At 63.9% G+C, this 21,854-nt stretch carries 21 protein-coding genes; 12 read left to right on the forward strand and 9 right to left on the reverse strand.

Annotated features, from left to right (window positions below; translation table 11 throughout):
* Window positions 1–145: 145 nt before the first annotated feature.
* From HSDC_RS02975 to HSDC_RS02985, 3 genes are all read right to left on the reverse strand, one after another.
* Entirely contained in the window at window positions 146–910 is a 765-nt protein-coding gene (locus HSDC_RS02975; protein ID WP_064698414.1) for a VOC family protein, read from the reverse strand.
* A gap of 293 nt (window positions 911–1,203) precedes the next feature.
* Window positions 1,204–1,476, reverse strand: a complete 273-nt coding sequence (locus tag HSDC_RS02980; protein ID WP_064698415.1) for a GrxA family glutaredoxin — start codon at window positions 1,474–1,476, stop codon at window positions 1,204–1,206.
* Between the two features lie 146 nt (window positions 1,477–1,622).
* Window positions 1,623–2,444 carry an inositol monophosphatase family protein gene (locus tag HSDC_RS02985; RefSeq protein ID WP_064698416.1) on the reverse strand — a complete coding sequence of 274 codons (822 nt, stop codon included), beginning with the start codon at window positions 2,442–2,444 and terminating at the stop codon, window positions 1,623–1,625.
* A 153-nt stretch (window positions 2,445–2,597) separates the two neighbouring features.
* On the opposite strand from HSDC_RS02985, the gene HSDC_RS02990 reads away from it, so the two are divergent.
* Both HSDC_RS02990 and HSDC_RS02995 read left to right on the forward strand, forming a co-directional pair.
* Complete coding sequence (locus tag HSDC_RS02990) at window positions 2,598–3,368, forward strand: 3-hydroxybutyrate dehydrogenase (RefSeq protein WP_064698417.1); 771 nt, start codon at window positions 2,598–2,600, stop codon at window positions 3,366–3,368.
* A gap of 5 nt (window positions 3,369–3,373) precedes the next feature.
* The gene (locus HSDC_RS02995) at window positions 3,374–4,135 is read left to right on the forward strand and encodes a TatD family hydrolase (protein ID WP_064698418.1); all 762 of its coding nucleotides are present in this window, start codon (window positions 3,374–3,376) and stop codon (window positions 4,133–4,135) included.
* A 33-nt stretch (window positions 4,136–4,168) separates the two neighbouring features.
* Here HSDC_RS02995 and ygfZ read toward each other — a convergent pair whose 3' ends face one another.
* Entirely contained in the window at window positions 4,169–5,206 is a 1,038-nt protein-coding gene (ygfZ, locus tag HSDC_RS03000) for a CAF17-like 4Fe-4S cluster assembly/insertion protein YgfZ (RefSeq protein ID WP_082919923.1), read from the reverse strand.
* Window positions 5,207–5,363: 157 nt separating this feature from the next.
* Here ygfZ and HSDC_RS03005 point away from each other — a divergent pair, with 157 nt between their 5' ends.
* The 6 genes from HSDC_RS03005 to HSDC_RS03030 all read left to right on the forward strand — a co-directional run bounded on the left by HSDC_RS03005 (window position 5,364) and on the right by HSDC_RS03030 (window position 12,289).
* Window positions 5,364–5,561: a hypothetical protein gene (locus tag HSDC_RS03005; RefSeq protein WP_064698419.1), complete on the forward strand. Its 198-nt coding sequence runs from the start codon at window positions 5,364–5,366 to the stop codon at window positions 5,559–5,561.
* Entirely contained in the window at window positions 5,562–5,966 is a 405-nt protein-coding gene (locus HSDC_RS03010) for an OsmC family protein (protein WP_064698420.1), read from the forward strand.
* 42 nt (window positions 5,967–6,008) lie between these two features.
* Window positions 6,009–8,030, forward strand: coding sequence for an excinuclease ABC subunit UvrB (gene uvrB / locus HSDC_RS03015; RefSeq protein WP_064698421.1), 2,022 nt, complete (start codon window positions 6,009–6,011; stop codon window positions 8,028–8,030).
* A 185-nt stretch (window positions 8,031–8,215) separates the two neighbouring features.
* Window positions 8,216–9,721: a fumarate hydratase gene (locus tag HSDC_RS03020; protein ID WP_064698422.1), complete on the forward strand. Its 1,506-nt coding sequence runs from the start codon at window positions 8,216–8,218 to the stop codon at window positions 9,719–9,721.
* Between the two features lie 129 nt (window positions 9,722–9,850).
* Window positions 9,851–11,269 carry a cardiolipin synthase gene (gene cls / locus HSDC_RS03025; protein ID WP_064698645.1) on the forward strand — a complete coding sequence of 473 codons (1,419 nt, stop codon included), beginning with the start codon at window positions 9,851–9,853 and terminating at the stop codon, window positions 11,267–11,269.
* A gap of 102 nt (window positions 11,270–11,371) precedes the next feature.
* Window positions 11,372–12,289: a LysR substrate-binding domain-containing protein gene (locus HSDC_RS03030; protein ID WP_064698423.1), complete on the forward strand. Its 918-nt coding sequence runs from the start codon at window positions 11,372–11,374 to the stop codon at window positions 12,287–12,289.
* A gap of 32 nt (window positions 12,290–12,321) precedes the next feature.
* Here the strand turns inward: HSDC_RS03030 and HSDC_RS03035 are convergent, their stop codons facing one another.
* Window positions 12,322–13,416, reverse strand: coding sequence for a bifunctional nicotinamide-nucleotide adenylyltransferase/Nudix hydroxylase (locus tag HSDC_RS03035; RefSeq protein ID WP_064698424.1), 1,095 nt, complete (start codon window positions 13,414–13,416; stop codon window positions 12,322–12,324).
* A 142-nt stretch (window positions 13,417–13,558) separates the two neighbouring features.
* Between HSDC_RS03035 and HSDC_RS03040 the strand changes: the two genes are divergently transcribed.
* Window positions 13,559–14,638 carry a YihY/virulence factor BrkB family protein gene (locus tag HSDC_RS03040; protein WP_244534407.1) on the forward strand — a complete coding sequence of 360 codons (1,080 nt, stop codon included), beginning with the start codon at window positions 13,559–13,561 and terminating at the stop codon, window positions 14,636–14,638.
* 14 nt (window positions 14,639–14,652) lie between these two features.
* On the opposite strand, the gene HSDC_RS03045 is transcribed toward HSDC_RS03040, so the two are convergent.
* Window positions 14,653–15,690: a Glu/Leu/Phe/Val family dehydrogenase gene (locus HSDC_RS03045; RefSeq protein ID WP_064698425.1), complete on the reverse strand. Its 1,038-nt coding sequence runs from the start codon at window positions 15,688–15,690 to the stop codon at window positions 14,653–14,655.
* Window positions 15,691–15,865: 175 nt separating this feature from the next.
* Between HSDC_RS03045 and HSDC_RS03050 the strand changes: the two genes are divergently transcribed.
* A complete protein-coding gene (locus HSDC_RS03050; RefSeq protein ID WP_064698426.1) occupies window positions 15,866–16,138 on the forward strand; it encodes an acylphosphatase in 273 nt (90 codons plus the stop codon).
* Window positions 16,139–16,191: 53 nt separating this feature from the next.
* Here the strand turns inward: HSDC_RS03050 and HSDC_RS03055 are convergent, their stop codons facing one another.
* The 3 genes from HSDC_RS03055 to HSDC_RS03065 all read right to left on the reverse strand — a co-directional run bounded on the left by HSDC_RS03055 (window position 16,192) and on the right by HSDC_RS03065 (window position 19,393).
* Complete coding sequence (locus HSDC_RS03055) at window positions 16,192–17,133, reverse strand: nucleoside hydrolase (protein WP_064698427.1); 942 nt, start codon at window positions 17,131–17,133, stop codon at window positions 16,192–16,194.
* A 178-nt stretch (window positions 17,134–17,311) separates the two neighbouring features.
* Window positions 17,312–18,211 (reverse strand): ribokinase, encoded by a 900-nt coding sequence (locus HSDC_RS03060; RefSeq protein WP_064698428.1) that lies wholly within the window; start codon window positions 18,209–18,211, stop codon window positions 17,312–17,314.
* A 237-nt stretch (window positions 18,212–18,448) separates the two neighbouring features.
* Window positions 18,449–19,393: a D-2-hydroxyacid dehydrogenase gene (locus HSDC_RS03065; RefSeq protein WP_064698429.1), complete on the reverse strand. Its 945-nt coding sequence runs from the start codon at window positions 19,391–19,393 to the stop codon at window positions 18,449–18,451.
* 272 nt (window positions 19,394–19,665) lie between these two features.
* Here HSDC_RS03065 and HSDC_RS03070 point away from each other — a divergent pair, with 272 nt between their 5' ends.
* Together HSDC_RS03070 and aspS are read left to right on the forward strand one after the other, a co-directional pair.
* Window positions 19,666–19,926 carry an FmdB family zinc ribbon protein gene (locus HSDC_RS03070; RefSeq protein WP_064698647.1) on the forward strand — a complete coding sequence of 87 codons (261 nt, stop codon included), beginning with the start codon at window positions 19,666–19,668 and terminating at the stop codon, window positions 19,924–19,926.
* A gap of 56 nt (window positions 19,927–19,982) precedes the next feature.
* A complete protein-coding gene (gene aspS, locus HSDC_RS03075) occupies window positions 19,983–21,764 on the forward strand; it encodes an aspartate--tRNA ligase (RefSeq protein ID WP_064698430.1) in 1,782 nt (593 codons plus the stop codon).
* Window positions 21,765–21,854: the final 90 nt, after the last annotated feature.

The following is a 21,854-nucleotide window of genomic DNA, read 5'->3' on the forward strand; positions in this document are numbered from 1 at the left end:
GCCGAAAATCTGACCATTTCGAGTCGGGGGTGGTCGGCAGGCCGCCTGGGCGACATTTTACCGAGCCGATTCACAGTGTTATCCACAGAAATTGTGGATGGCCATGTTGCATTGCACTGACGTCGGAACGGGCGGTCATGCCGCGTCACCCCAGCTCGCAGCGTGTATGGTGCGGCAGCAGGAGTTCGGCGCAGCGCTCCTGATTGGCGTTGACCCGCTTCTGCACCAGCGCCAGCCCCCCGAGAGGAACGCGATGGAGGTCGCCATCGGCGAAGGGCAGGCGTTGGGAGTGAGTCGCGTAGAAGCGATAGTCGAGCAAGGGCGAGACGGGAAAGACGCCGTGCTGGCGATCGGCATCGCCGAAGAAGCCGGCCTGGTGCAACTGGGCGTCGAGGCGGTCGATGTCGTCGCCGATATCGTGGCAATCGAAGCCCGTGTGGTGGACGCGTGTTCCCATGACAGCGAGCCAGCCTGCCAGTGGGTGGGCCTGTGCCAGGGCCTGATAGTCGTCCCAGCTCGGCATGGGCCAGGGACGCCCTCCGCAGGGTAGCGTCAGGCTGGGTCTCGCCTCGGCGCGGTCGAAGAGTCGGCGCAGCCGTTCCCGAGGGCCACGCGACAGGGTGCCCAGTTGCAGTTCGGCGAGAACCAGCGAGGGGGCCTGGTGATCGGCCGTGGCCAGCAGGGTGACCAGTAGGCCGCGATCCGCCATGGCATAGCGGTGGCGAGGCTGGTAGCCATGTGTCGCCAGCAGGGGCAGGAGTGCATTCATCTCCCAGGGCCCGTGACTGAGCGTGAGCAGTGTCAGGTATTCCACCCGTGTCGTGACTGGCCAGAGACGGAGTCCGCCGATGTCAGGCTGGTGGTGAACATAATCCAGCCATAATTGCTGGATAAACGCTTCCCGTTGCATCCTTGATCCTTAATGCCGACGCCCTGTGCCGCTCGGAAAGCGCTGCGAGTCGCTCCGTCTTCCATGACGGCCGCGTTACGGGCGGCGTGGTCGGGGTCCGCTGCCGAATTCCCGCGAAACGCCGAGGCGCTTTCCTGTGCTCGAATATGAAGATTGTAAACGGCTTCGGTGTGGGCGGATTCAACGAGAGGGAAGGTTGCGCTCGGAGAGGGCCAAGCGCGCGGGGATGGCAACCAACGAAAAAACCGCCCGAGGGCGGTTTTGGCAGGACGTCCGAGATGCCGATGAACGACTCACTGGGTCGCGGTGGATAGCAGCCCCTGTTCGGCAACGTACTGGTCGAATTCGGTGAAACCGCCGATGTGTGTCTGGTCGGCGAAGATCTGTGGCACCGTCTCCACCGGCTTGCCGATGGTCTTTTCCATGTCGGCCTTGGTGATGCCTTCCTCGTGGATATCCACGTAGCGTAAGCCCTCGATGGCGCCGGCGCTTTCCAGTCTCTCGGCGAGTTCCTTGGCGCGGACGCAGAACGGGCAGGCGGGGCGGCCGAAGATGACGACGAACATCAGCAATCTCCTTGCATCGTGGGATGCATGAATGGAATGGGGTGGAGGAATCGGGCGACATTGTGACCGAGCCGCCACCGTTTGGCCAATAGCCAACGCCGAACGACCATCATTGGATCAGGCTATCAGGCGTTACCAGTCAGGCGTTACCAAGAGGAGAGCTCACTGGCATCGGCGCGTCGCAGCAGCTCGCTCAGCTCGTCATGCAGGCCGGGACTGCTGACCAGCAGGTTCTCGCCGTAGAGGTCTTCGGGAATGCCTCCCGGGCCGGGATACAGGTGACCGGTGCGGGCGCCGGCTTCCCGGGCGATCAAGAGGCCGGCGGCGAAGTCCCAGGGCGAGACGCTCTCGTAGTAGGCATCCAGTCGCCCGCAGGCGACATCGCAGAGGTCGAGGGCGGCCGCGCCATTGCGACGAATGTCCTGGCAATGCGTCAACACGGCCATCAGGCGGCGCATCAAGGGCGGGCGGCTATCGCGCCGGTAGGGGAAGCCGGTGCCCACCAGGGCGCGCGAGAGTTGTGACGTCTGGCTGGCCTGGATCGGCTCGCCGTTGCGCCAGGCGCCCTGGCCGGCGAGGGCCGTGTAGGTCTCGTCGAGGAAGGGCGTATGGACCACGCCGAGACGCAGGTGTCCTCCGCTCGCCCAGCCAATTGAGACCGCTACGTGACGGAGCCCGTGCGCGAAATTGACGGTACCGTCGATGGGGTCGACCACCCATAATGCCTGGGGCGCCTCCAGGGCCTCGCGATCCGGCGCCAGCTCCTCGCTGAGGCGATGTTCGTCGGGGAAGTCCGTCTGGAGCCGTTTACTGATGTAGGTATCCACCTCGACGTCGGCATCGGTCACCAGTTCCTGACCATCCTTGTAGCGCTGGCCGAAATCCTGTCCCGTTCGTGCGTCGCGGATCATGCGTCCAGCTTGTCGGGCGATGTCCTCGGCGATCTCCAGTCGTTGCTCGGGGGTCATGATGGCTCCTCGGCATGAGTGTCTCGTGGCATTCAGTGTCCTGTATCACAGCCTGGCTGTCGAATGTCGATGACCGGCGTGATAGGCAGGACAACGCGCTTTGCCCTATGCTGATGGCGTTTCCTTTTCGCATCACAGCATGAGGAGTCACGCATGAATGCCAATGCCGCCACGCCCCGCGTCGCCCTGGTCACCGGTACCAGCAGTGGTATCGGAGAGGCGGTGGTCCGCCACTTCTGCGAGCTGGGGCATCAGGTCCTGGCCGTGGACTTCAATCCGGCCGGCGAGGAGGTCGCCGAACGTGCCGGCGCCGCCTTTCACCAGGCTGACCTCACGGATGGCGATGCCTGCCGGGCGGCGGTACAAGACGCGATCCGGCGCTTCGGCCGTCTCGATATCCTGGTCAACAATGCCGGCATCCAGCATGTCTCGCCCATCGAGACCTTTCCGGAAGAGAAGTGGCGCCACATCATCGACCTGATGTTGACGGCTCCCTTCCTGCTGACTCAGGCCGCCTGGCCTTCCATGCGGGAAAATGGCTGGGGACGCATCGTCAACATTGCCTCGGTGCATGCTCAGGTCGCTTCACCCGGCAAGGCGGCCTATGTCAGTGCCAAGCATGGCATGATCGGCTTGACCAGGACGGCCGCTCTCGAGGGAGGCGAACAGGGAATTACCGCCAACGCGCTTTGCCCGGCCTACGTCAAGACGCCGCTGGTCGACAACCAGATCGCCGACCAGGCGCGGATGCATGGCATGGAGGAGCAGGAGGTCATCGAGCAGGTCATGCTCAAGAACGCCGCCGTGAAGCGGTTGATCGACCCCGATGAGGTCGCCTCGCTGGTCGGCTACCTGGCGTCCGACGCCGCCGGTGCCGTTACGGGAGCGAGCTGGAACATCGATCTTGGCTGGACGGCCCAGTAATTCCCATGCTCATCGACGCGCATTGTCATCTGGACTTCCCCGAGTTCGATGTCGACCGTGACGATGTGCTGGCGCGGGCCAGGTCGTCGGGCGTCGAGCGCTTCGTGGTGCCGGGTACGACGCGGGCTCGGTGGCGCGAGGTGCTCACACTCGGCGATCGCGATGGCATTGCGGTATGTCTCGGACTGCATCCCTGCTTCCTGGATCGGCACGCCGAGACCGACGTCGAGGCGCTGGAGGAGGCGCTCAAGGCCAATCCCACCGTCGTGGCATTGGGCGAGTGCGGTATCGACGCGCGCTTTGCCGATACCCTGAAGGCACAATGGCGGTTGTTCGATGCTCAGGTGCGACTGGCTCGACAGCGACATCTGCCCTTGGTCATTCACTGCGTGCGGGCCAATGACCAAGTAGCCAAGCGCCTGCGCCAACTGGCGCCACCGGCCGGCGGGTTGATCCATGCCTTCGCCGGCTCTCCCGAGCAGGCTCTGGCCTTTCGCAGACTGGGATTCGTCGTGGGCCTGGGCGGCGCGGTAACGCATGAACGGGCCAGTCGGCTGCGTCGCGCCGTGGCATCGCTGGACGATGATGGCTATGTACTGGAAACCGACAGCCCCGACATGCCGCTCGCCGGCCATCGAGGCGAACGCAACGAACCCGCGAGGGTGGTGGAGGTAGGCCGGGTGGTGGCCGAATTGCGTGATCAGCCATTCACCCGGGTGGCGACAAACAGTTCGGCTACGGCGACCCGGCTATTCGGCCTGGAATGAGGAGGTCGGCTGCGTTCAGGAACGCACGGAAACTCAGCGCTTCTCCGCCAATTGCTCCGGATCGAGGCGCTCGAGAGGGTAGGGGAGCTTGAGAAGCTTGAGCTGCTGTCCGGCCACGCTCAAGGCCCCGTTGGGCTCCCGGGTACTTATCACCGCCAGGATCTCGGCCTGGCCATAGGCATCCAGTTCGGCACTGAGTACCTCGCCAAGCCGCTTGTCGGCAGCGTCCAGAATGGCGCTGCCGGGCTCGGGCCGGTGACCGCCCTCGAGCTGGGCACGCATCAGGCGCTTCTTGACCTGACCGCGGAAGTGCGCCCGGGCGACGACTTCCTGGCCGGTGTAGCAGCCTTTCTTGAAACTGATGCCTCCCAGGGCTTCCCAGTTGATCATCTGTGGCAGATAGCTGTCGCGCTGGCTGGCATCGAGCCAGACCAGGCCGGCCTGGATGTCGTGAAGCCGCCATGTGGCGCTATCGACCGGCGTGACCTGGGCGGCCAGTTGCCCCCAGACCGCCTCGGCGTCTGCCGTCGGTAGACAGAGCAGCATGCGTGGCACCGGGCCGGGATGACCCACGACCTGATGGTCGCCTCGATCGACCTGCCGCCAGGGGGGCGGAGGCGTCACGTCCAGCAGGGCTTCGGCCACGGCGGGCGCCTCGTGGCCGAACAGGCCGATCAGGGCAAGATCGTCGCGGGGCGTCAGCTCGACTCGATAGAAGGGGGCGAACTTGGCGAGGTGCTCGGACAGGGAGGCGACCAGCTCGTGATGCGTCAACAGGCGATAGTGGCCCGGTGCCACGCGCCATACCTGGACGTTGGCCAGGACGCGTCCCTTGGGGGTGCAGAAGCACCCCAGCGGCGCGAACTCGCCATCCACCAGGGAGAGCTGGGCGCTGGTCTGCCCCTGTAGGAAGCGTTCGGCGCCGTCGCCGACGACATCGAGGATGCCGAGGTGGACGAGCGGGGTCATTACAGGACCTTCCAGAGCCCGGCGAGCCGGCTCGGAGGTGTCGAAGACGACATCTGTACCGTCTTCGAGGTGACCGCCGGTTCGAGCGATCCAGTCGTTCATGTCGGGATCCTTGTCATCTGCCATGCGCGGCGTTCTTAAAAGGTACGCATGAAAGACATGCGGGCGAGGCGGCGGTAATGCAAGTGTCGCGGGCCAGCCAAGCGGGCGTCGTGCTAGACTCGAAGACCAATGTTCTAAGGTCAATGGAGCCGGATACATGGCGCAGTTGTCGCTGGGGTTCAAGGGCGTCGAGAACGCCGATCAGGTCAATCGCATCACCACTGCCCTGATGATGCTGGATGGCGTCGAGAGTGTCGAGGTGGGGCGACACGGTGCCGATGTGGATGGCAATGTGCGTCGTCAGGCCGTGATCGAGGCCATCCAGTCGCTCGGGCTGGGAATCGAGGTGTCCTGAATGAGCATACGTCTCCGCAGCGAGCGGAATGGCCGGTTACGCGAGCGGGCCACCATCGACGGATTCGAGGATCTGCTCGTCGGTGTGCCCGAGGCATTTGGTGGCGATGGCCAGGCGCCGGATCCTCACGATTATTTCGACCTTTCGCTGGGTGCCTGCAAGGCCATCACCGCCCGGATGTACGCGCAGCGCAAGGGGTGGCCTCTGGAAGGCGTCGAGGTGACGGTCAAGCGCGATGAACGCGACGAGGCGCGGGGTGTCTATCGCCTCGAGGTGGTCATGAGCTTTCATGGCGATCTGGACGAGGCGCAGCGGGAGCGACTCGAGGACATCAGCGACAAGTGCCCGATCCACCGCCTGATGACAACGTCCGACGTCGAGATCACGACGCGTCGTTCGGTATAGCCGGATATCCCGGTCGGAGAGTCAATACTGCAGGGAGAACCGATGAGCAAGCCGTTTCGTCTGGAATCGAAGTTCGAGCCCGCCGGGGATCAGCCCGCGGCCATCGATGGCCTGGTCAAGGGGCTCGAGGCCGGCCTGGCCCACCAGACGCTGCTCGGCGTGACCGGGTCGGGCAAGACCTTCACCATGGCCAACGTCGTCGAGCGACTGCAGCGCCCGACCATCGTCATGGCGCCGAACAAGACCCTGGCCGCCCAGCTCTATGGCGAGTTCAAGGCGTTCTTTCCCGAGAATGCCGTCGAATATTTCGTTTCCTACTACGACTATTATCAGCCCGAGGCCTATGTGCCTTCCTCGGACACCTTCATCGAGAAGGATGCCTCGATCAACGATCACATCGAGCAGATGCGGCTTTCCGCCACCAAGGCGTTGCTCGAGCGCCGCGATGCGTTGATCGTGGTCTCGGTCTCGGCGATCTATGGCCTCGGCGACCCCGACCAGTATCTGAAGATGCGCCTGCACTTCAATCGCGGCGAGCTCATCGACCAGCGTGCCTTCCTGCGGCGACTGGCCGAGCTGCAGTACACCCGCAACGACCTGGACTTCAAGCGGGGGACCTACCGGGTACGCGGCGATGTCATCGACATCTTCCCGGCCGATGCCGAGGACGAGGCGGTACGGGTCGAGTTGTTCGACGACGAGATCGACCAGATCAGCCTGTTCGACCCGCTGACCGGTGAGGTCCGGGGCAAGGTGCCACGTATGACGATCTATCCCAAGACGCATTATGTGACGCCGCGCGAAACCATCATGGGGGCCATCGACTCGATCAAGGAGGAGCTGGCGGAGCGGCTGGCCTGGATGCGACAACACGACAAGCTGGTCGAAGCGCAGCGACTGGAGCAGCGTTCGCTCTATGACATCGAGATGATGCTGGAGCTTGGTTACTGCAACGGCATCGAGAACTATTCCCGCTATCTCTCGGGGCGGGCGCCCGGCGAGCCGCCGCCCACCTTCTTCGATTACCTGCCTGCGGATGCCTTGCTGTTCATCGACGAGTCCCACGTCAGCATTCCCCAGGTCGGGGGCATGTACAAGGGCGACCGTTCACGCAAGGAAACGCTGGTGGAATACGGCTTCCGGCTGCCCTCGGCGCTGGACAATCGCCCCATGACATTCCAGGAGTGGGAGCGCATCTGCCCCCAGGCCGTGTTCGTCTCGGCCACGCCGGGCCCCTACGAGGCTGAGCACGCCGGGCAGGTCGTCGAGCAGGTGGTGCGTCCTACCGGGCTTCTCGACCCCGAGATCGAAGTGCGTCCGGCCTCCACCCAGGTTGATGATCTGCTCTCGGAAGTCCGAGCGCGCAGTGCAGTGGACGAGCGTGTTCTGGTCACCACCTTGACCAAGCGCATGGCCGAGGATCTCACCGAGTACCTGGACGAACACGATGTCAGGGTGCGATACCTGCATTCCGACATCGACACCGTCGAGCGGGTGGAGATCATCCGCGACCTGCGACTCGGCAAGTTCGATGTCCTGGTGGGAATCAACCTGCTGCGCGAGGGCCTGGATATTCCCGAAGTCTCGCTCGTGGCCGTGCTCGATGCCGACAAGGAAGGCTTCTTGCGCAACGAACGTTCGCTGATTCAGACCATCGGTCGGGCGGCGCGCAATGCTCACGGCAAGGCGGTGCTTTATGGTGACCGGATCACCGACTCCATGCGGCGCGCCATCGACGAGACCGAGCGCCGGCGCGCCAAGCAGATGGCTCATAACGAGGAGCACGGCATCACGCCGGTAACGGTATCGCGTTCGGTGGCCGATATCCTCGAGTCGGCCGAGACGCCGGGGCGCAAGGGCAAGGGTCGCAAGACCGAGCGCAAGGTGGCCGAAGGGGCGGCGATCTACGATCCGGACTCACTGTCGCCGGCGGAACTGCAGAAGGAATTGACGCGACTGGAGGATGCCATGGTCGAGGCCGCGCAGAACCTCGAGTTCGAGGAAGCGGCGCGGCTGAGGGATAAGCTGCAGGCGCTCAAGGAGCGCCAGTTGGCGATAGGGTAAACGCCAAGGCAGAGGATACAGGATTTATACCGTTATCTATCTAGTGTTGATCCGCACTATCGCCGGGTGTCAAGCTGCCGGAGAAGCGAAGGTTAGGGTATGATGAGCGCTCCTTGAAGCCCGCCGCCGGCGTTTCGGGTCGGTAAAGAAGCGGGCGCGTCGACCCACAAAGGAGCGACTTGCTCATGACCGTGATTCGCCAGGACGACCTCATCCAGAGTGTCGCCGACGCCCTGCAGTATATTTCCTACTACCATCCCAAGGATTTCATCGATGCCATGGCGGAGGCGTACGAGCGGGAGGAAAACCCCGCTGCCAAGGACGCCATCGCCCAGATTCTGATCAATTCCCGGATGTGTGCCATCGGCCATCGCCCGATCTGCCAGGATACCGGCATTGTCACTGTCTTCGTGCATGTGGGCATGAATGTGCGCTTCGAGGCGGACATGAGTCTTGATGACATGATCAACGAGGGCGTGCGCCGAGCCTATCTGTTGCCGGACAACGTCCTGCGTGCTTCGGTGCTGGCCGACCCCGACGGCAAGCGACAGAACACCCGCGACAACACCCCGGCGGTGATTCACCACAAGCTGGTGCCCGGCGACACCGTAGAGGTCCATGTGGCCGCCAAGGGCGGCGGCAGCGAGGCCAAGTCGAAGTTCGCCATGCTCAATCCCTCCGATAGCGTGGTCGACTGGGTGCTCGAGCAATTGCCGAAGATGGGCGCTGGCTGGTGCCCGCCGGGCATGCTGGGCATCGGCATCGGCGGTACCGCCGAGAAGGCCATGGAACTGGCCAAGGAATCGTTGCTGGACCCCATCGACATCCAGGAACTTCAGGCGCGCGGGGCATCGAACCGTGCCGAGGAGTTGCGCCTGGAGCTCTACGACAAGGTCAACCGGACCGGCATCGGTGCCCAGGGGCTTGGCGGTCTGACGACGGTACTGGATATCAAGGTCAAGGACTATCCGACCCATGCCGCCAACAAGCCGGTGGCGATCATTCCTAATTGTGCGGCGACGCGTCATGCGCACTTCACGCTGGATGGGTCCGGGGCGGCCGCTCTCCCGGCGCCCAAGCTCGAGGACTGGCCGGAAATCACCCGAGAGGCCGGCGACAACGTCAAGCGTGTCGATCTCGATGCGATCACCGCCGAGGAAATCCGTACCTGGCAGCCCGGCGACACCCTGCTGCTCAACGGTAAGCTGCTCACTGGCCGTGACGCCGCTCACAAGCGAATGGTCGACATGATCGCCAAGGGCGAGCCGTTGCCCGTGGACCTGAAGGGGCGCTTCATCTATTACGTGGGACCGGTGGATCCCGTCGGAGACGAGGTGGTCGGTCCGGCTGGCCCGACCACGGCCACCCGGATGGACAAGTTCACGCGGACCATGCTGGAGCAGACCGGTCTGCTGGGAATGGTCGGCAAGGCCGAGCGCGGCGAGGCGGCCATCGAAGCGATACGCGACAACCAGGCCGTCTATCTGATGGCGGTCGGCGGTTCCGCCTACCTGGTGGCCCAGGCGATCAAGCAGGCGCGTGTTGTCGGCTTCGAGGATCTCGGCATGGAAGCGATCTACGAGTTCGAGGTCGAGGACATGCCGGTGACCGTTGCCGTGGACAGCGCGGGCACCTCGGTACACCAGACCGGGCCGGCCAAGTGGAAGGAGATCATCGCCGAGCGCGCCTGAGGCGCTCTGCCCATTCGCTGCGTCGTGGATGCCTGCGACAACGGCCCCGTCGACTGGCGGGGCCGTTGTCGTAGCGCGTATGCTATTGGCCGTCGATCATCGACGTTATCCCACGGAAAGGGTATGAGCATGGCTTCCTGGCTGTTCGGCGTACTGATTCTCGCGCTTCATGTGCTTGGCATCCTGTCGGCGATCCAGGCATTGATGTCCAGCCGTACCTCTCAGGGGGCGGTCGCCTGGATCATTTCGCTGGTCGCCGTACCCTATCTGGCCGTGCCGGCTTATTGGGTGTTCGGCAGGCCGCGCTTCTATGGCTATGTGTCGGCGCGGGGCGAGCGGGATTCCGTGCTGCGACGGGTGCTGGCGCGCTATCGCGCTCTGGTCGAACCCTATCTGGCCGGGGCGAAGGAAGCCGACGTGATGGCCGTGGAGAAGCTGGCGATGATGCCGTTGACCAGCGGCAACCGCACGGAACTGCTGGTGGATGGCGAATCGACCTTCGAGAGCCTGTTCGCGGGCATCGACAGGGCCAAGCAGTATGTTCTGGTGCAGTTCTTCATCGTTCGCGATGATTCCCTGGGACGCGATTTCAAACATCGACTGCAAGACGCCGCCGAGCGGGGCGTGCGTGTTTATTTTCTCTACGACGAGATCGGCTGCCACAAGCTGCCGGAGCGTTATCTGCGCGATCTGCGTGACGCGGGAGTGGACGTGAGCGCCTTCCATTCCTCCCGGGGTCTGCGCCATCGTTTCCAGTTGAACTTCCGCAATCACCGCAAGGTGCTGGTGGTCGACGGTCGCGAAGGCTGGGTCGGTGGGTTCAACGTCGGTGTCGAGTACCTGGGACAGAACCCACGGCATGGCCATTGGCGCGATACCCATCTGCGCCTGGTGGGGCCCAGCGTGCTGGGGCTCCAGGAAGCGTTCTGGGAGGATTGGCACTGGGCGACGGGGGAGGTGATCAGCCTGACCTGGACGCCGCAGGTTACCTGCGAGGAGAGCCAGAACGTGGTGATCGTGCCCTCGGGACCGGCGGATCCCCAGGAAACCGCCAGCCTGCTGGTGCAGCATGCCATTCACAGCGCCCACGAGCGTCTCTGGGTGACGAGCCCTTATTTCGTGCCGGATCACAGCGTCCAGGATGCCCTGCGGCTGGCCGCCATGCGTGGGGTGGACGTGCGCATCATGATGCCGGAGCGGCCGGACCACCTGCTGGTCTTCCTCTCGGCCTTTTCCTTCCTTCCCGACATGCTGCGCGCCGGTGTGAAGGTGTATCGCTACCAGCCGGGCTTTTTGCATCAGAAGGTCATTTTGATCGATGACGTGGCGGCCAGCGTGGGCACCGTGAATCTCGATAACCGTTCCTTCCGGCTCAATTTCGAGATCACGGCCGTGGTGCCGGACCGTCATTTCGCCGCCGAGGTGCACGACATGCTGGTGCGCGACTTCGTCGTCTGTCGCGAGGTCACGCTCGAGGAGATCGAGTCTCGCGCGCTGTGGCGCAAGTTGCTGTCACGAGCCGCTTATCTTCTCGCTCCCGTACAGTGATCCGCTTGGGATGGATCGGTTGCTGCGGTACATTACGCTCACGCCGAGCGTACGAACGGCTCCGGACGGGAGTCGTCCATGCATCAATGACCGGGAGTCGTGGTGAACCTCGAGACCAAGTGGCTGGAAGACTTCGTTGCCCTGGCCAATACGCGCAGCTTTTCCGCTTCGGCGCGACAGCGCCATGTCACTCAGCCGGCCTTCAGCCGGCGTATACGCTCCCTGGAACAGGCGGTAGGCGTCACGCTGGTCGACCGCTCCACCACGCCGGTGGATCTCACACCGGAAGGCCAGCTTTTCCTGGTCACCGCACGCAGCATGGTCGAACAGCTCAACGAGAGTCTTGGCCACCTGCGGGGGCTTTCCATCGCCAATGAGGCGCTGGATATCGTGGCCGCACATTCCCTGGCATTGAGTTTCTATCCGCAATGGATCTCCCGGTTGCAGAAAGGCGTCGGCGAATTGCCGACCCGGCTGGTGGCGATGAACGTGGGTGATGCCATTCATGTGCTGCGCGAGGGCAACTGCGATCTGATGCTGGCGTATTATGATCCTTATGCCAGCATGCAGCTCGATGCTGAGGTATTTCCCTCCTTTTCCATCGGTCAGGTCAAGATGTTGCCGGTCTGTCTGCCGGATGAGCGGGGACGGCCACGCTTCTCGCTCGAGAGCGGTGAGGCGATTCCCTATCTCTCCTATACCCAGGGTGCCTTCCTGGGACGCAGCGTGCGGATGCTGCTGAAGAACGACCCATTGCGCATGCGTCTGCGGACCGTCTACGAGACCGCCATGGCCGAAGGGCTCAAGGGCATGGTCATGCAGGGCGTCGGCATGGCCTGGATACCGGATTTCTGCATTCGCCAGGAGCTCAATGATGGCCGGCTCGTTCGAGCGGGCGACGAGAAGAACGACGTCCCTCTGGAGATCCGGCTGTATCGTTGCTCGCTGGTGCACAAGCCCGGCGTGGAGAAGCTCTGGCGGCAGATGATGAAGTTGCCCAGGGACTTCCTGCAGGCCTGAGCAGGGCGGTGGTCAGGTGTCAGCCCATTGGCTCATGGCTGACTGAAGTCGGCGGGTAACCCCAGGAAGTTCTGAATGATGAAGAAGTGGTCCTCGAACAGGCCATCCGGTTCGAGGTCGGCGAGCGGTACCCAACGCGCATGATCGCCGCCCTTGACCGGCTTCAGGCGAGGCAGTTGCTGGTCGGGGCGCAGGGCGAAGTAGAAGGCTTCGGCCAGGGTGCGGCCACGCCAGCTACGGTGAGGTTCGTCGAAGAGGCGCTGGCCGCGCAGCGAGCCCTTGAGCACAGGCTCGGGAACCTTGAGTCGTACCCGCTCGCGCAGTTCGCGCAGGCAGGCATCCAGCAGGCGCTCCTGTGGATTGATGAATCCCCCGGGCAGGGCATACAGCCCCTTGCCGGGCGCGGCGGTGCGCTTGACCAGCAGGATGTGGCCGGATTGCACCACCACCGCACTGACGGTGACGAAGACCGGAGGGTAGGGAGCCTGGGCCCAGGCCTGCCGATATTGATCCAGCAGGCTCTGCTCCTCGACCAGTTGCTCGTAGGCGTCGGTCTCGAGGAATCGCCGGATACCGTCGATCACGCCGGGCGGGAGGTCGTGGGAGGCACCGGCACTGGCATAGTCGGCGGCGGCGATTGGCGAGCGGAACAGTCGCTCCCGGATCTGGCTGGCCGAAATTCCCTCGACCATCGGTACGCTGACCGATTCCCATTGGGGAAAGAGGGACAGGTAATAGCTCGATTGCCCCCGGCTGGCGCCGATCAGGCCGATGCGCGGCAGCCGGGCATGGCGGGGCGATGCGATGTCGCGGACCTTGCGCTGCACGTCGCGCACCCACACATCGTTGTTGTAGAGCGCGTCGAGCAGCGGCACGATCTCCAGACGCTCGTTGTCCTCGTCGTCGAAGGCGCTGCGCAGCATGCGGCGGCGTTCGTCGAAAAGCCAGGGGTTACGCAGCGAACGGGCCTGCCAGGCGGAGCCGATCAGGACGATGACCTGGCGAGCCCGCTTGAGGGCCTGGTGAATGACCGCCAGGTGGCCGAGATGCGTCGGTTGAAAGCGGCCGATGAAGACCAGACAGTCGAAGTCGCGATCAGGGTGTTCGGCGTCTGGCGTCGCGGTCATGGCATCGCTCCAAGGAAAACCACCATTATGGTGACCCGCCTCGGAGCACGCAATTCTCCACCGCCGGCAAGCGATTCGCCCTGCACCTCCGTGGCCGCCTTCGGTATGCTGTGACATCAGCAAGGGAATGTGAGGAACTGCCGTGATCAAGCAAAGCGTGATGACCGCCTGGACTCTGGTTCGCGATTTCGTCCGGTTCTGGTGGACCGTGGTGAGTGGTGCCGTGAAGCTCTGGCTGGAACGCAATGCCTTCAGCTATGCCGGCTCACTGGCCTTTTATACGCTGTTTTCCCTGGCGCCGACGGTCATCATCGCAGTGACCGTGATCGGTCTGGTGCTGGGAGAGGAAGCGGCCCAGGGGCAGATAGTTGCCCAGCTCGAGGGCACCATGGGCGCGAGCGCCGCCGAACTCGTGCAGAACGCCGTCTCCCAGTCGCGCATCCAGGAATCCGGGATTCTGCCGACGCTGCTCGGCATCGGTGCCTTGCTGGTCGGTGCGACCACCGTGTTCGGTCAGATGCAGTTCTCGTTGAACACGCTCTGGGGCGTTACCGCGCGTCCGAGCAGCAACAGCCTGTGGATCTTCATCAAGAACCGGACCCTGTCACTGACGGTGGTACTGTCGATCGGGTTCATCCTGCTGGTGTCACTGGCCCTCGGCGTGATGGTCAAGGCGATGCTGAAAGCGGCCGATGGGCTGTTGCCCTTCGTCGGTTTCCTGACCAGTGGCGCGGAGTTTCTTGTCTCGCTGGCCCTGGTGTCGGCACTGTTCGCGACCATCTTCAAGGTCCTGCCCGATGTGGTGCTGCGTTGGCGCGACGTGCTGGTGGGCGCCGTCGTCACGGCCCTTCTGTTCGCGGTGGGACGTACGGCCATCGCCACCTACCTGGCCTACACGGCCACGGCCTCGACCTATGGCGCCGCCGGTTCGGTGGTCGTGGTGTTGCTGTGGGTCTATTACTCCTCGTTAATCCTGCTGTTCGGTGCTGCCTTCACCAAGTGCCATCTGGTGGCCAAGGGGTGTGAGATCGTGCCGCGCAACAGTGCTGTGCTGGTCAAGCATGAACTGCTCGACGAGATGCGCGAGAAACGCGGCAAGGGCCTGAAGATGCCGGCTTGGCCGCGGGGGCGGAAGCAGCGGGAACAAGCACCCGACGCCGATGAGGGGCAGGGCTCAGATGCTTGTTCGTCATCCGAGGCGACAGCCAGAGATTCCGGCTGACGCCCGGGGCGGTATCAGCCGCGAAAGCGCTCCCGTGCGAGAGTGTCGGCCACGCTGGCGGGATCGTGGTTTTCTCGGCGGGCTCGCGCGAAGATCTCGTCCAGGGTGGTTTCGATGCCGGCGATGTGTGACATGACCGCTTCGCGCCGATAGTCCTGGCGTCGCTGCCAGGCGATCTCGATCACGCCTCCGGCATTGGCGACATAGTCCGGCGTATAGAGGATGCCGCGCGACTGCAGCATGTCGGCGATCTCCGGGCTGGCCAGTTGATTGTTGGCCGCGCCGCAGACCACGCGGGCCTTGAGTCGCTCGACCACAGAAGGCGACAGGGCTGCTCCCATGGCGCAGGGCGCGAAGACGTCGACATCGGCCTCGACGATGTCGTCGGGGGCGGTGATCTCCGCGTCGAGCGAGGCGGCGAGTTGCCCCAGGGCGTCCCGATCGACATCGGTCATGATCAAGTGAGCCCCGGCTTCGTGCAATTGCCGAGCCAGTTGGGCACCGACGTGGCCGACTCCCTGGATGGCCACCCGCAAGCCATCGAAATCCTCCCGGTCCAGGCCGTGACGCACGGCGCTGCGCATGGCGCAGAAAACGCCCCTGGCAGTGAAGGGGGAAGGGTCGCCGGAGGCGCCTTCCCGGCCGAGGCCTCCGACATGCTCGGTGGTCTCTGCAATCACCCGCATATCGGCTTCGCTCGAACCGGAATCCTCGGCGGTGATGTAGTCGCCGTTCAGCGAATCGACCAGCCGGCCCATGGCGCGCAGCAGTTCCGGGGTCTTGTCGCGACGCGGGTCGGCGATGATCACGGCCTTGCCGCCGCCCAGCGGCAGGTCGGCCAGCGCCGACTTGTAGGTCATGCCGCGGGACAGGCGCAACACATCGGTCAATGCCTCATCGTCACTGGCGTAGGGGAAGATGCGCAGGCCGCCCAGGGCCGGGCCTAGCCGAGTATCGTGGATGGCGACAATGGCCCGCAGGCCGCTCGTGGGATCGTCGCCAAAAACGATGCGCTGGTGGTGGTCGAACTCGGGGTGAGAGAAGACCGACATGATGCAGACTCCCTTTTGAGGATGGTTGTTGTGGTGCTGTCGTCCGGGTAGGACGAGCGCTTGGCGTCGCGATGGCTTTTGGCCGGCGTCCACCTTGTGTCATCTTAAAGGGTAGTCCCTTGAGGCAGAAGCGAACTATCGCAGCAGGCGTGATGACGATCCGGGAGGAGACAGCATGGAGAGGCGTTGCGTGAGGGCCTTGGTGACCGGCAAGGTCCAGGGTGTCTGGTATCGACGCGCGACCCAGGAAAAGGCGCTGCAGGCCGGCGTGACCGGGCATGCGCGCAACCTGCCCGACGGGCGTGTCGAGGTGTTGATGTGTGGTCGTGCCGAGGCGGTGCGCGAGCTCGGCGAGTGGCTATGGAAAGGGCCACCCGATGCTCGGGTGACCCATGTCGAGCTCGAAGGCGTGGAGGTGCATGAGCCGGATTCCTTCACGACCGGCTAGGCCGTTTCCGAAAAGTGCCTATGCTCGGCGATGGACAGAAAGCTCGCACGACATCAGGCAAGGGTCTCGGTGATCCACTCGACGACGGCCTCGCCGTCAACGCCGAGACAGACATCGGTGAGCGGGGTCTGTGACCAGCGAGGCTCGATGTAGCCGCGATGTTCCGGCGCGAAGATGGTCTGCCCCTCGGCCTCGCCTTCGGTGGCAACGTTGAGGTGGCCGCGCTGGGTGGTGAAGAGGTCCGGTCGAACCAGCCAGGCTAGGGCGCAGCTATCGTGTGGGCAGCAACCGTCGATACCCAGCATTTCCCGGTAGAAGTCGCGGTAGAAGGCGTAGCTGCCGGCCAGCACCTTGCCGAGCTTGCCCTGGCCGGCTTCAATGCGCGCCATGTGAGACGGCGAGAGGACGCAACGGTGGGTCACGTCGAGGCCGACCATGACCAGCGGCCAGCCAGCCGTCAGCACCCGTGCGGCGGCGTGAGGGTCGTTGAAGATGTTGGCCTCGGCCACGGGCGTGACATTGCCGCCTTCTTTGATCGAACCGCCCATCACCACGACTTGTTTGACCTTGTCGATCAGGGTGGGATCGAGCTGGAGGGCGGCCGCCAGGTTGCCGAGTGGACCGACGGCGACCAGCGAGACTTCGCCGGGGCGCGCGTTGACAGTGTCGACGATGAATTGCGCGGCGCTGCGCGACTCGGCTTGCCCCTGTACGCTCGGCAGCTCGATGTCTCCCAGGCCGTTGGCGCCGTGGATGTGGGCGGGAGCCGGGTGGCGGGGCTTGACCAGTGGCGCGGCCGCTCCCTGGGCCACGGGGATGGTCGTGTCGGCCAGTTCGGCCAGCAGCAGGGCGTTATGGGTCGCGGTGGTGACATCCACGTTGCCATAGGTCGTGGTCATGCCCAGCAGCTCGATGTCCGGGTGCGCCAGGGCGATGGCGATCGCCTGGGCATCGTCCACGCCCGGATCGGTATCGAAGATGATCGGATGTGTCATGGTGGCTCCTTTTCCGGGGTTGAGAGGCTTTCAAAGCCTAAAGGGGGGCTTTACGGTGACAAGCCTTCGCGAGGGCGCTGTGACCCCTTCCATGGGCGCTACCTTTGCCATCCATGGCAGGACCCTCGCGTTGCCTTATCCCCGATGCTCACTGCCACTGAAAGCTTGGAAATACATGCTAAGTGCCCTGACCAAGCAGGGTTTCGACATCGGCAAGCTCAGGGATGCTCTCGGTGGCGCCGAGGCGCTGAACGCCGATAGCGGCCGCCGTGGCAGCACGCTCGAGACAGGTCTCGGCCGGCATGCCGGCCTGTCGGGCCGCGAGGTAATAACCGATGAAGGTATCGCCGGCGGCGGTGGTGTCGCGTGGCGTGACGGGCAGGGGCGGCTGGAAAAGGCGTGTCTCGCCATGTTGATACCAGGCGCCGTCACCGCCCAGGGTCAGCACCGTCTCCGTGTCGGGCAAGCGCGCGGCGAGAGCGTCGAGCAGTTCATTCGCGGCGGCGCCTTCCGGCAGCCCGGTCAGCGCCTCGGCCTCGCCACGATTGACGAACAGTAGCTGACAGAGCTCCAGGGGCAGGGCGGCCACTTCCTCGGTCATCGGGGCCGGATTGAAAGCGATCTGCATGCCTTTGGCATGAGCTCGTTCCAGTACCCATGCCAGGGCGTTGCACTCGTTCTGGGCGAGCAGCCAATCGTCGGGGGCGGCGGCTTCGATCAGTTCATCCAGCGACGCTTCACTGAAGCCATGATTGGCGCCAGGGAAGAGCAGGATGGCGTTCTCGCCCTGGTCGTCGACCTGGATGATGGCATGACCGCCAGGCTCATCGACCAGCATGATGGTCTCGGTATCCACCCCGGCTTGTTCCAGCAGTTCCTTGGCCCAGGCATCGTGCCGGCCGAGGCGTCCCCAGTGACGAACCTGCCCCCCGGCCCGGGCCATGGCCAGCGACTGGTTGGCTCCCTTGCCACCGAGACCGACGCGATAATCATGCCCAGCGAGGGTTTCCCCCGGGCGAACCAGGTGGGGGACACGGTAGAAGTGGTCGAGGTTGATCGAGCCGAAATTGTGCAGCATGCCGATTCCGAGTTGATGTCAGGAGTGGGAAGGTGGGGCATTCATGGAGCATGAGTATCCAAGCCCGAAAGAGTGCGCGCAACCTGTACACGGGATCGTATCGACTTTATACCGTTATCTAGTTGCAGCTAAACCACAAATCACACTGATCCCCCCACGAAAACACGCCGCGATGGCCCTGGCCATCGAGCACCCTAAAGGCCTGTCATGGCGAAACTCTTGCCAGAACTTCGGGGGTCAACAGGAGATCAAGCCGAAATCTGCCAGATTCTGTGCCGTCAGTTCGACGATGCGCTGACGGGCTTCGGGCGCGATCCAGGCATTATGGGGCGTCACGATCAGGTTCAGTGGCTCCGCAAGGGCATCCAGCAAAGGGTGGCCATTCCTCGGCGGTTCTTCGGGCAGCACATCGACGCCCAGGCCGCTCAGGCGACCTTCGCGTAGCGCCGTCAGGGCAGCCTCTTCATCGATGATGCTGCCTCGGGCACAGTTGATCAGCAGACAAGCTGGCTTGAGCCGGGCAAGCATGTCGGCATCGATCAGGTGATGAGTGGCCTCGGTCAGCGGGCAGTGGAGACTGACGACATCGGCCGTGGGAGCCAGCTCGGCCAGTGAAGAGCGGCGATCACCGCCGCTGTCCGCGCCCGGCCGGGCGGCGAAGCTCACCTGCATGCCGAGCCCCTCGGCCAGTTTTCCCACTCGGCTGCCGAACTCTCCCTGGCCGACGATCACCAGATGCTTGCCCTCAAGTTGCAAGGTTCGATGTTCCATCAGGCAGAAGAAAGGGCTCGTGTTCCAGCGCCCCTGGGCGACGTCATCCTGATAGCGCGGCAGCCGGGCAGCGAGGGCTAGGATCATCATCAGGCTGTGCTGGGCCACGCTGGCGGTGCCATAGGCGGTGACATTGCGGACTTCGACACCCAGGCGTTCGGCGGCCGCCATGTCGATGTTGTTGGTGCCGGTGGCCAGTACGCAGATCAGGCGCAGCCGGGGCAACGCTTCCAGGGTCTCGGCGCCCAGTTTCACCTTGTTGACGATGGCCACATCGGCATCGGTCAGTCGTTCGGCGGCCTCATCGGTGGCCGTGAAGTCGTGGCATGTCAGCTGCGTGACCTGGCGTTCGATCGGCGAGAGATCGATGTCCGGACCTAGGCTGGCGGCGTCGAGAATGACGGCATGCATGGCGAAATCCTTGCTCTGGGGGTGAATGGATGAATGACGGGGCGCAGCGACCGGGGCATTCGTCGACGAGCCTGCGACCCGCGCAGCTGAATGGCCAAGGGAATCCCCGGGGCTGGGCCTCGAGGCCTCCAACGGGCTATAATATGCGGCCTTCGCGTCAGGCTTGGATTATCCGCAGGCCGACCCTATATCGCAGAACGATGCAGTACGAGCATCACGACCGCGCACTGTCGCGGGGCTCATGGGACATCGTTACCGGGAGAATCATGACCATGCCCATCTACGAATATGAGTGCAAGGCCTGCGGCCATCGCCTGGAAAAGTTGCAGAAGCTCAGTGCCGCTCCACTGACCGACTGCCCGGCTTGCGAGCGGTCCGAACTCGGACGTCTGGTCTCGGCCGCGGGCTTCCGCCTGGCCGGTGGTGGCTGGTACGAGACCGATTTCAAGACCGGCAGCAAGAAGAACCTGGCTGGCGGCAACGAGGGTGGCAAGGCCGCCGAGACATCGAGCAAGGACGGCACGGCGGCCTGAGCCGCGCCGATTTGCCGTTTCACTCTACCCACGGAACACGATAAACAGGATACGACATGCGCAGCCATTATTGCGGCCAGTTGAACGAGACCATGGTGGACCAGACGGTCACCCTGTGCGGGTGGGTGCATCGCCGCCGTGACCACGGTGGCGTGATCTTCCTCGACATGCGCGACCGTGACGGTATCGCCCAGGTCGTGGTCGATCCCGATACCGCCGAGGCCTTCGCCAATGCTGACCGCGCTCGCAGCGAGTATGTGCTGCGCATCGTCGGCCGTATTCGCCTGCGTCCGGAAGGCACCCAGAACCCCAACATGCCGACCGGCATGATCGAGGTGCTGGCCAAGGACGTCGAGGTGCTCAATACCGCCGCGACGCCCCCCTTCCAGCTCGACGAGCATGGCAAGGTCGGCGAGGAGATCCGTCTCAAGCATCGCTACATCGATCTGCGCCGGCCGGAGATGATCGACAAGCTGCGTCTGCGCTCGCGGATCTCGCACACCGTGCGTGCCTATCTCGAGAACCAGGGCTTCCTGGATATCGAGACGCCGATCCTGACCCGGGCGACGCCGGAGGGTGCGCGGGACTATCTGGTGCCCAGCCGTACCCATGCGGGCAGCTTCTTCGCTCTGCCCCAATCGCCGCAGTTGTTCAAGCAACTGCTGATGGTGTCCGGCTTCGACCGCTACTACCAGATCGCCAAGTGCTTCCGCGACGAGGACCTGCGCGCCGATCGTCAGCCGGAATTCACCCAGATCGACCTCGAGGCCTCCTTCGTCGAGGAAGACGACATCATGGCCATCACCGAGGGGATGATTCGTCAGCTGTTCCAGGAAGTGCTGGATGTCGAATTGCCCGAATTCCCTCGCATGCCCTATGCCGAGGCCATGCGCCGCTTCGGCTCCGACAAGCCGGACCTGCGCATCCCGCTGGAACTCGTCGATGTCGACGATCTGATGAAGGACGTCGACTTCAAGGTCTTTTCCGGGCCGGCCAATGCCGATGACGGCCGTGTCGCGGCACTCAAGGTCAAGGGCGGCGCTTCGCTGTCACGCAAGGAGATCGACGATTACACCAATTTCGTCGGCATCTATGGCGCTCGCGGCCTGGCCTGGATCAAGGTCAACGACCGGGCCAGCGGCATCGAGGGACTGCAGTCGCCCATCGTCAAGTTCATGGATGGGGTCGTCGAGCCCTTGCTGGACCGCGTCGGTGCCGAGGACGGAGACATCATCTTCTTCGGTGCCGACAAGGCTCGTATCGTCAATGAGGCGCTCGGTGCGCTGCGCGTGCGCCTGGGCGAGGACCTCGATCTCTACACCGCCGAGTGGGCGCCGCTGTGGGTGGTCGACTTCCCGATGTTCGAGGAAGACGACAACGGTCGCCTGCAGGCGCTGCACCACCCGTTCACCGCGCCATCCTGCGATGTCGAGACGCTCAAGCAGCGGCCCGCCGACGCGCTTTCCCGTGCCTACGATATGGTGCTCAACGGCACCGAGCTTGGTGGCGGCTCGATTCGTATCCATGACCAGGCGATGCAGCAGACCGTGCTCGAGGTGCTGGGTATCGGCGAGGAAGAGGCTCGCGAGAAGTTCGGCTTCCTGCTCGACGCTCTCCAGTATGGCGCGCCGCCCCATGGAGGCCTGGCCTTCGGTCTCGACCGTCTGGTCATGCTGATGGGCGGGGCCCGGACGATCCGTGAAGTGATCGCTTTCCCGAAGACGCAGAGCGCGGCCTGCCTGATGACCGACGCGCCGGGCGAGGTCAGCGGCCAGCAGCTCAAGGAGCTGAACATCCGCCTGCGACAGAAGGCCAAGGCGGAGAACGGCGGCGACTGAAGGTGCCGTTGTGGCTCGTCACTTGATGCGAACCGGCGCCCGAGGGGCGCCGGTCTCGTTTCAAGCGGCATGAAATCCAGCATCTAGAAT

This window comes from Halomonas caseinilytica (assembly GCF_001662285.1).
In the GTDB taxonomy this organism is placed as follows: Bacteria; Pseudomonadota; Gammaproteobacteria; order Pseudomonadales; family Halomonadaceae; genus Halomonas; species Halomonas caseinilytica.

What these genes read in the sequence shown, in the direction of transcription:
- HSDC_RS03070 (WP_064698647.1), top strand. Translation starts at nt 19,666, where the DNA reads ATGCCCATCTACGAATATGAGTGCAAGGCCTGCGGCCATCGCCTGGAA.
- HSDC_RS03060 (WP_064698428.1), bottom strand. Translation starts at nt 18,211, where the DNA reads ATGCTGCACAATTTCGGCTCGATCAACCTCGACCACTTCTACCGTGTC.
- HSDC_RS03045 (WP_064698425.1), bottom strand. Translation starts at nt 15,690, where the DNA reads ATGTCGGTCTTCTCTCACCCCGAGTTCGACCACCACCAGCGCATCGTT.
- HSDC_RS03035 (WP_064698424.1), bottom strand. Translation starts at nt 13,416, where the DNA reads ATGACCGCGACGCCAGACGCCGAACACCCTGATCGCGACTTCGACTGT.
- HSDC_RS02985 (WP_064698416.1), bottom strand. Translation starts at nt 2,444, where the DNA reads ATGACCCCCGAGCAACGACTGGAGATCGCCGAGGACATCGCCCGACAA.
- HSDC_RS02975 (WP_064698414.1), bottom strand. Translation starts at nt 910, where the DNA reads ATGCAACGGGAAGCGTTTATCCAGCAATTATGGCTGGATTATGTTCAC.
- HSDC_RS03010 (WP_064698420.1), top strand. Translation starts at nt 5,562, where the DNA reads ATGAGCATACGTCTCCGCAGCGAGCGGAATGGCCGGTTACGCGAGCGG.
- HSDC_RS03005 (WP_064698419.1), top strand. Translation starts at nt 5,364, where the DNA reads ATGGCGCAGTTGTCGCTGGGGTTCAAGGGCGTCGAGAACGCCGATCAG.
- HSDC_RS02990 (WP_064698417.1), top strand. Translation starts at nt 2,598, where the DNA reads ATGAATGCCAATGCCGCCACGCCCCGCGTCGCCCTGGTCACCGGTACC.
- HSDC_RS03050 (WP_064698426.1), top strand. Translation starts at nt 15,866, where the DNA reads ATGGAGAGGCGTTGCGTGAGGGCCTTGGTGACCGGCAAGGTCCAGGGT.
- HSDC_RS02980 (WP_064698415.1), bottom strand. Translation starts at nt 1,476, where the DNA reads ATGTTCGTCGTCATCTTCGGCCGCCCCGCCTGCCCGTTCTGCGTCCGC.
- aspS (WP_064698430.1), top strand. Translation starts at nt 19,983, where the DNA reads ATGCGCAGCCATTATTGCGGCCAGTTGAACGAGACCATGGTGGACCAG.
- uvrB (WP_064698421.1), top strand. Translation starts at nt 6,009, where the DNA reads ATGAGCAAGCCGTTTCGTCTGGAATCGAAGTTCGAGCCCGCCGGGGAT.
- HSDC_RS03055 (WP_064698427.1), bottom strand. Translation starts at nt 17,133, where the DNA reads ATGACACATCCGATCATCTTCGATACCGATCCGGGCGTGGACGATGCC.
- HSDC_RS03020 (WP_064698422.1), top strand. Translation starts at nt 8,216, where the DNA reads ATGACCGTGATTCGCCAGGACGACCTCATCCAGAGTGTCGCCGACGCC.
- HSDC_RS03065 (WP_064698429.1), bottom strand. Translation starts at nt 19,393, where the DNA reads ATGCATGCCGTCATTCTCGACGCCGCCAGCCTAGGTCCGGACATCGAT.
- cls (WP_064698645.1), top strand. Translation starts at nt 9,851, where the DNA reads ATGGCTTCCTGGCTGTTCGGCGTACTGATTCTCGCGCTTCATGTGCTT.
- ygfZ (WP_082919923.1), bottom strand. Translation starts at nt 5,206, where the DNA reads ATGAACGACTGGATCGCTCGAACCGGCGGTCACCTCGAAGACGGTACA.
- HSDC_RS02995 (WP_064698418.1), top strand. Translation starts at nt 3,374, where the DNA reads ATGCTCATCGACGCGCATTGTCATCTGGACTTCCCCGAGTTCGATGTC.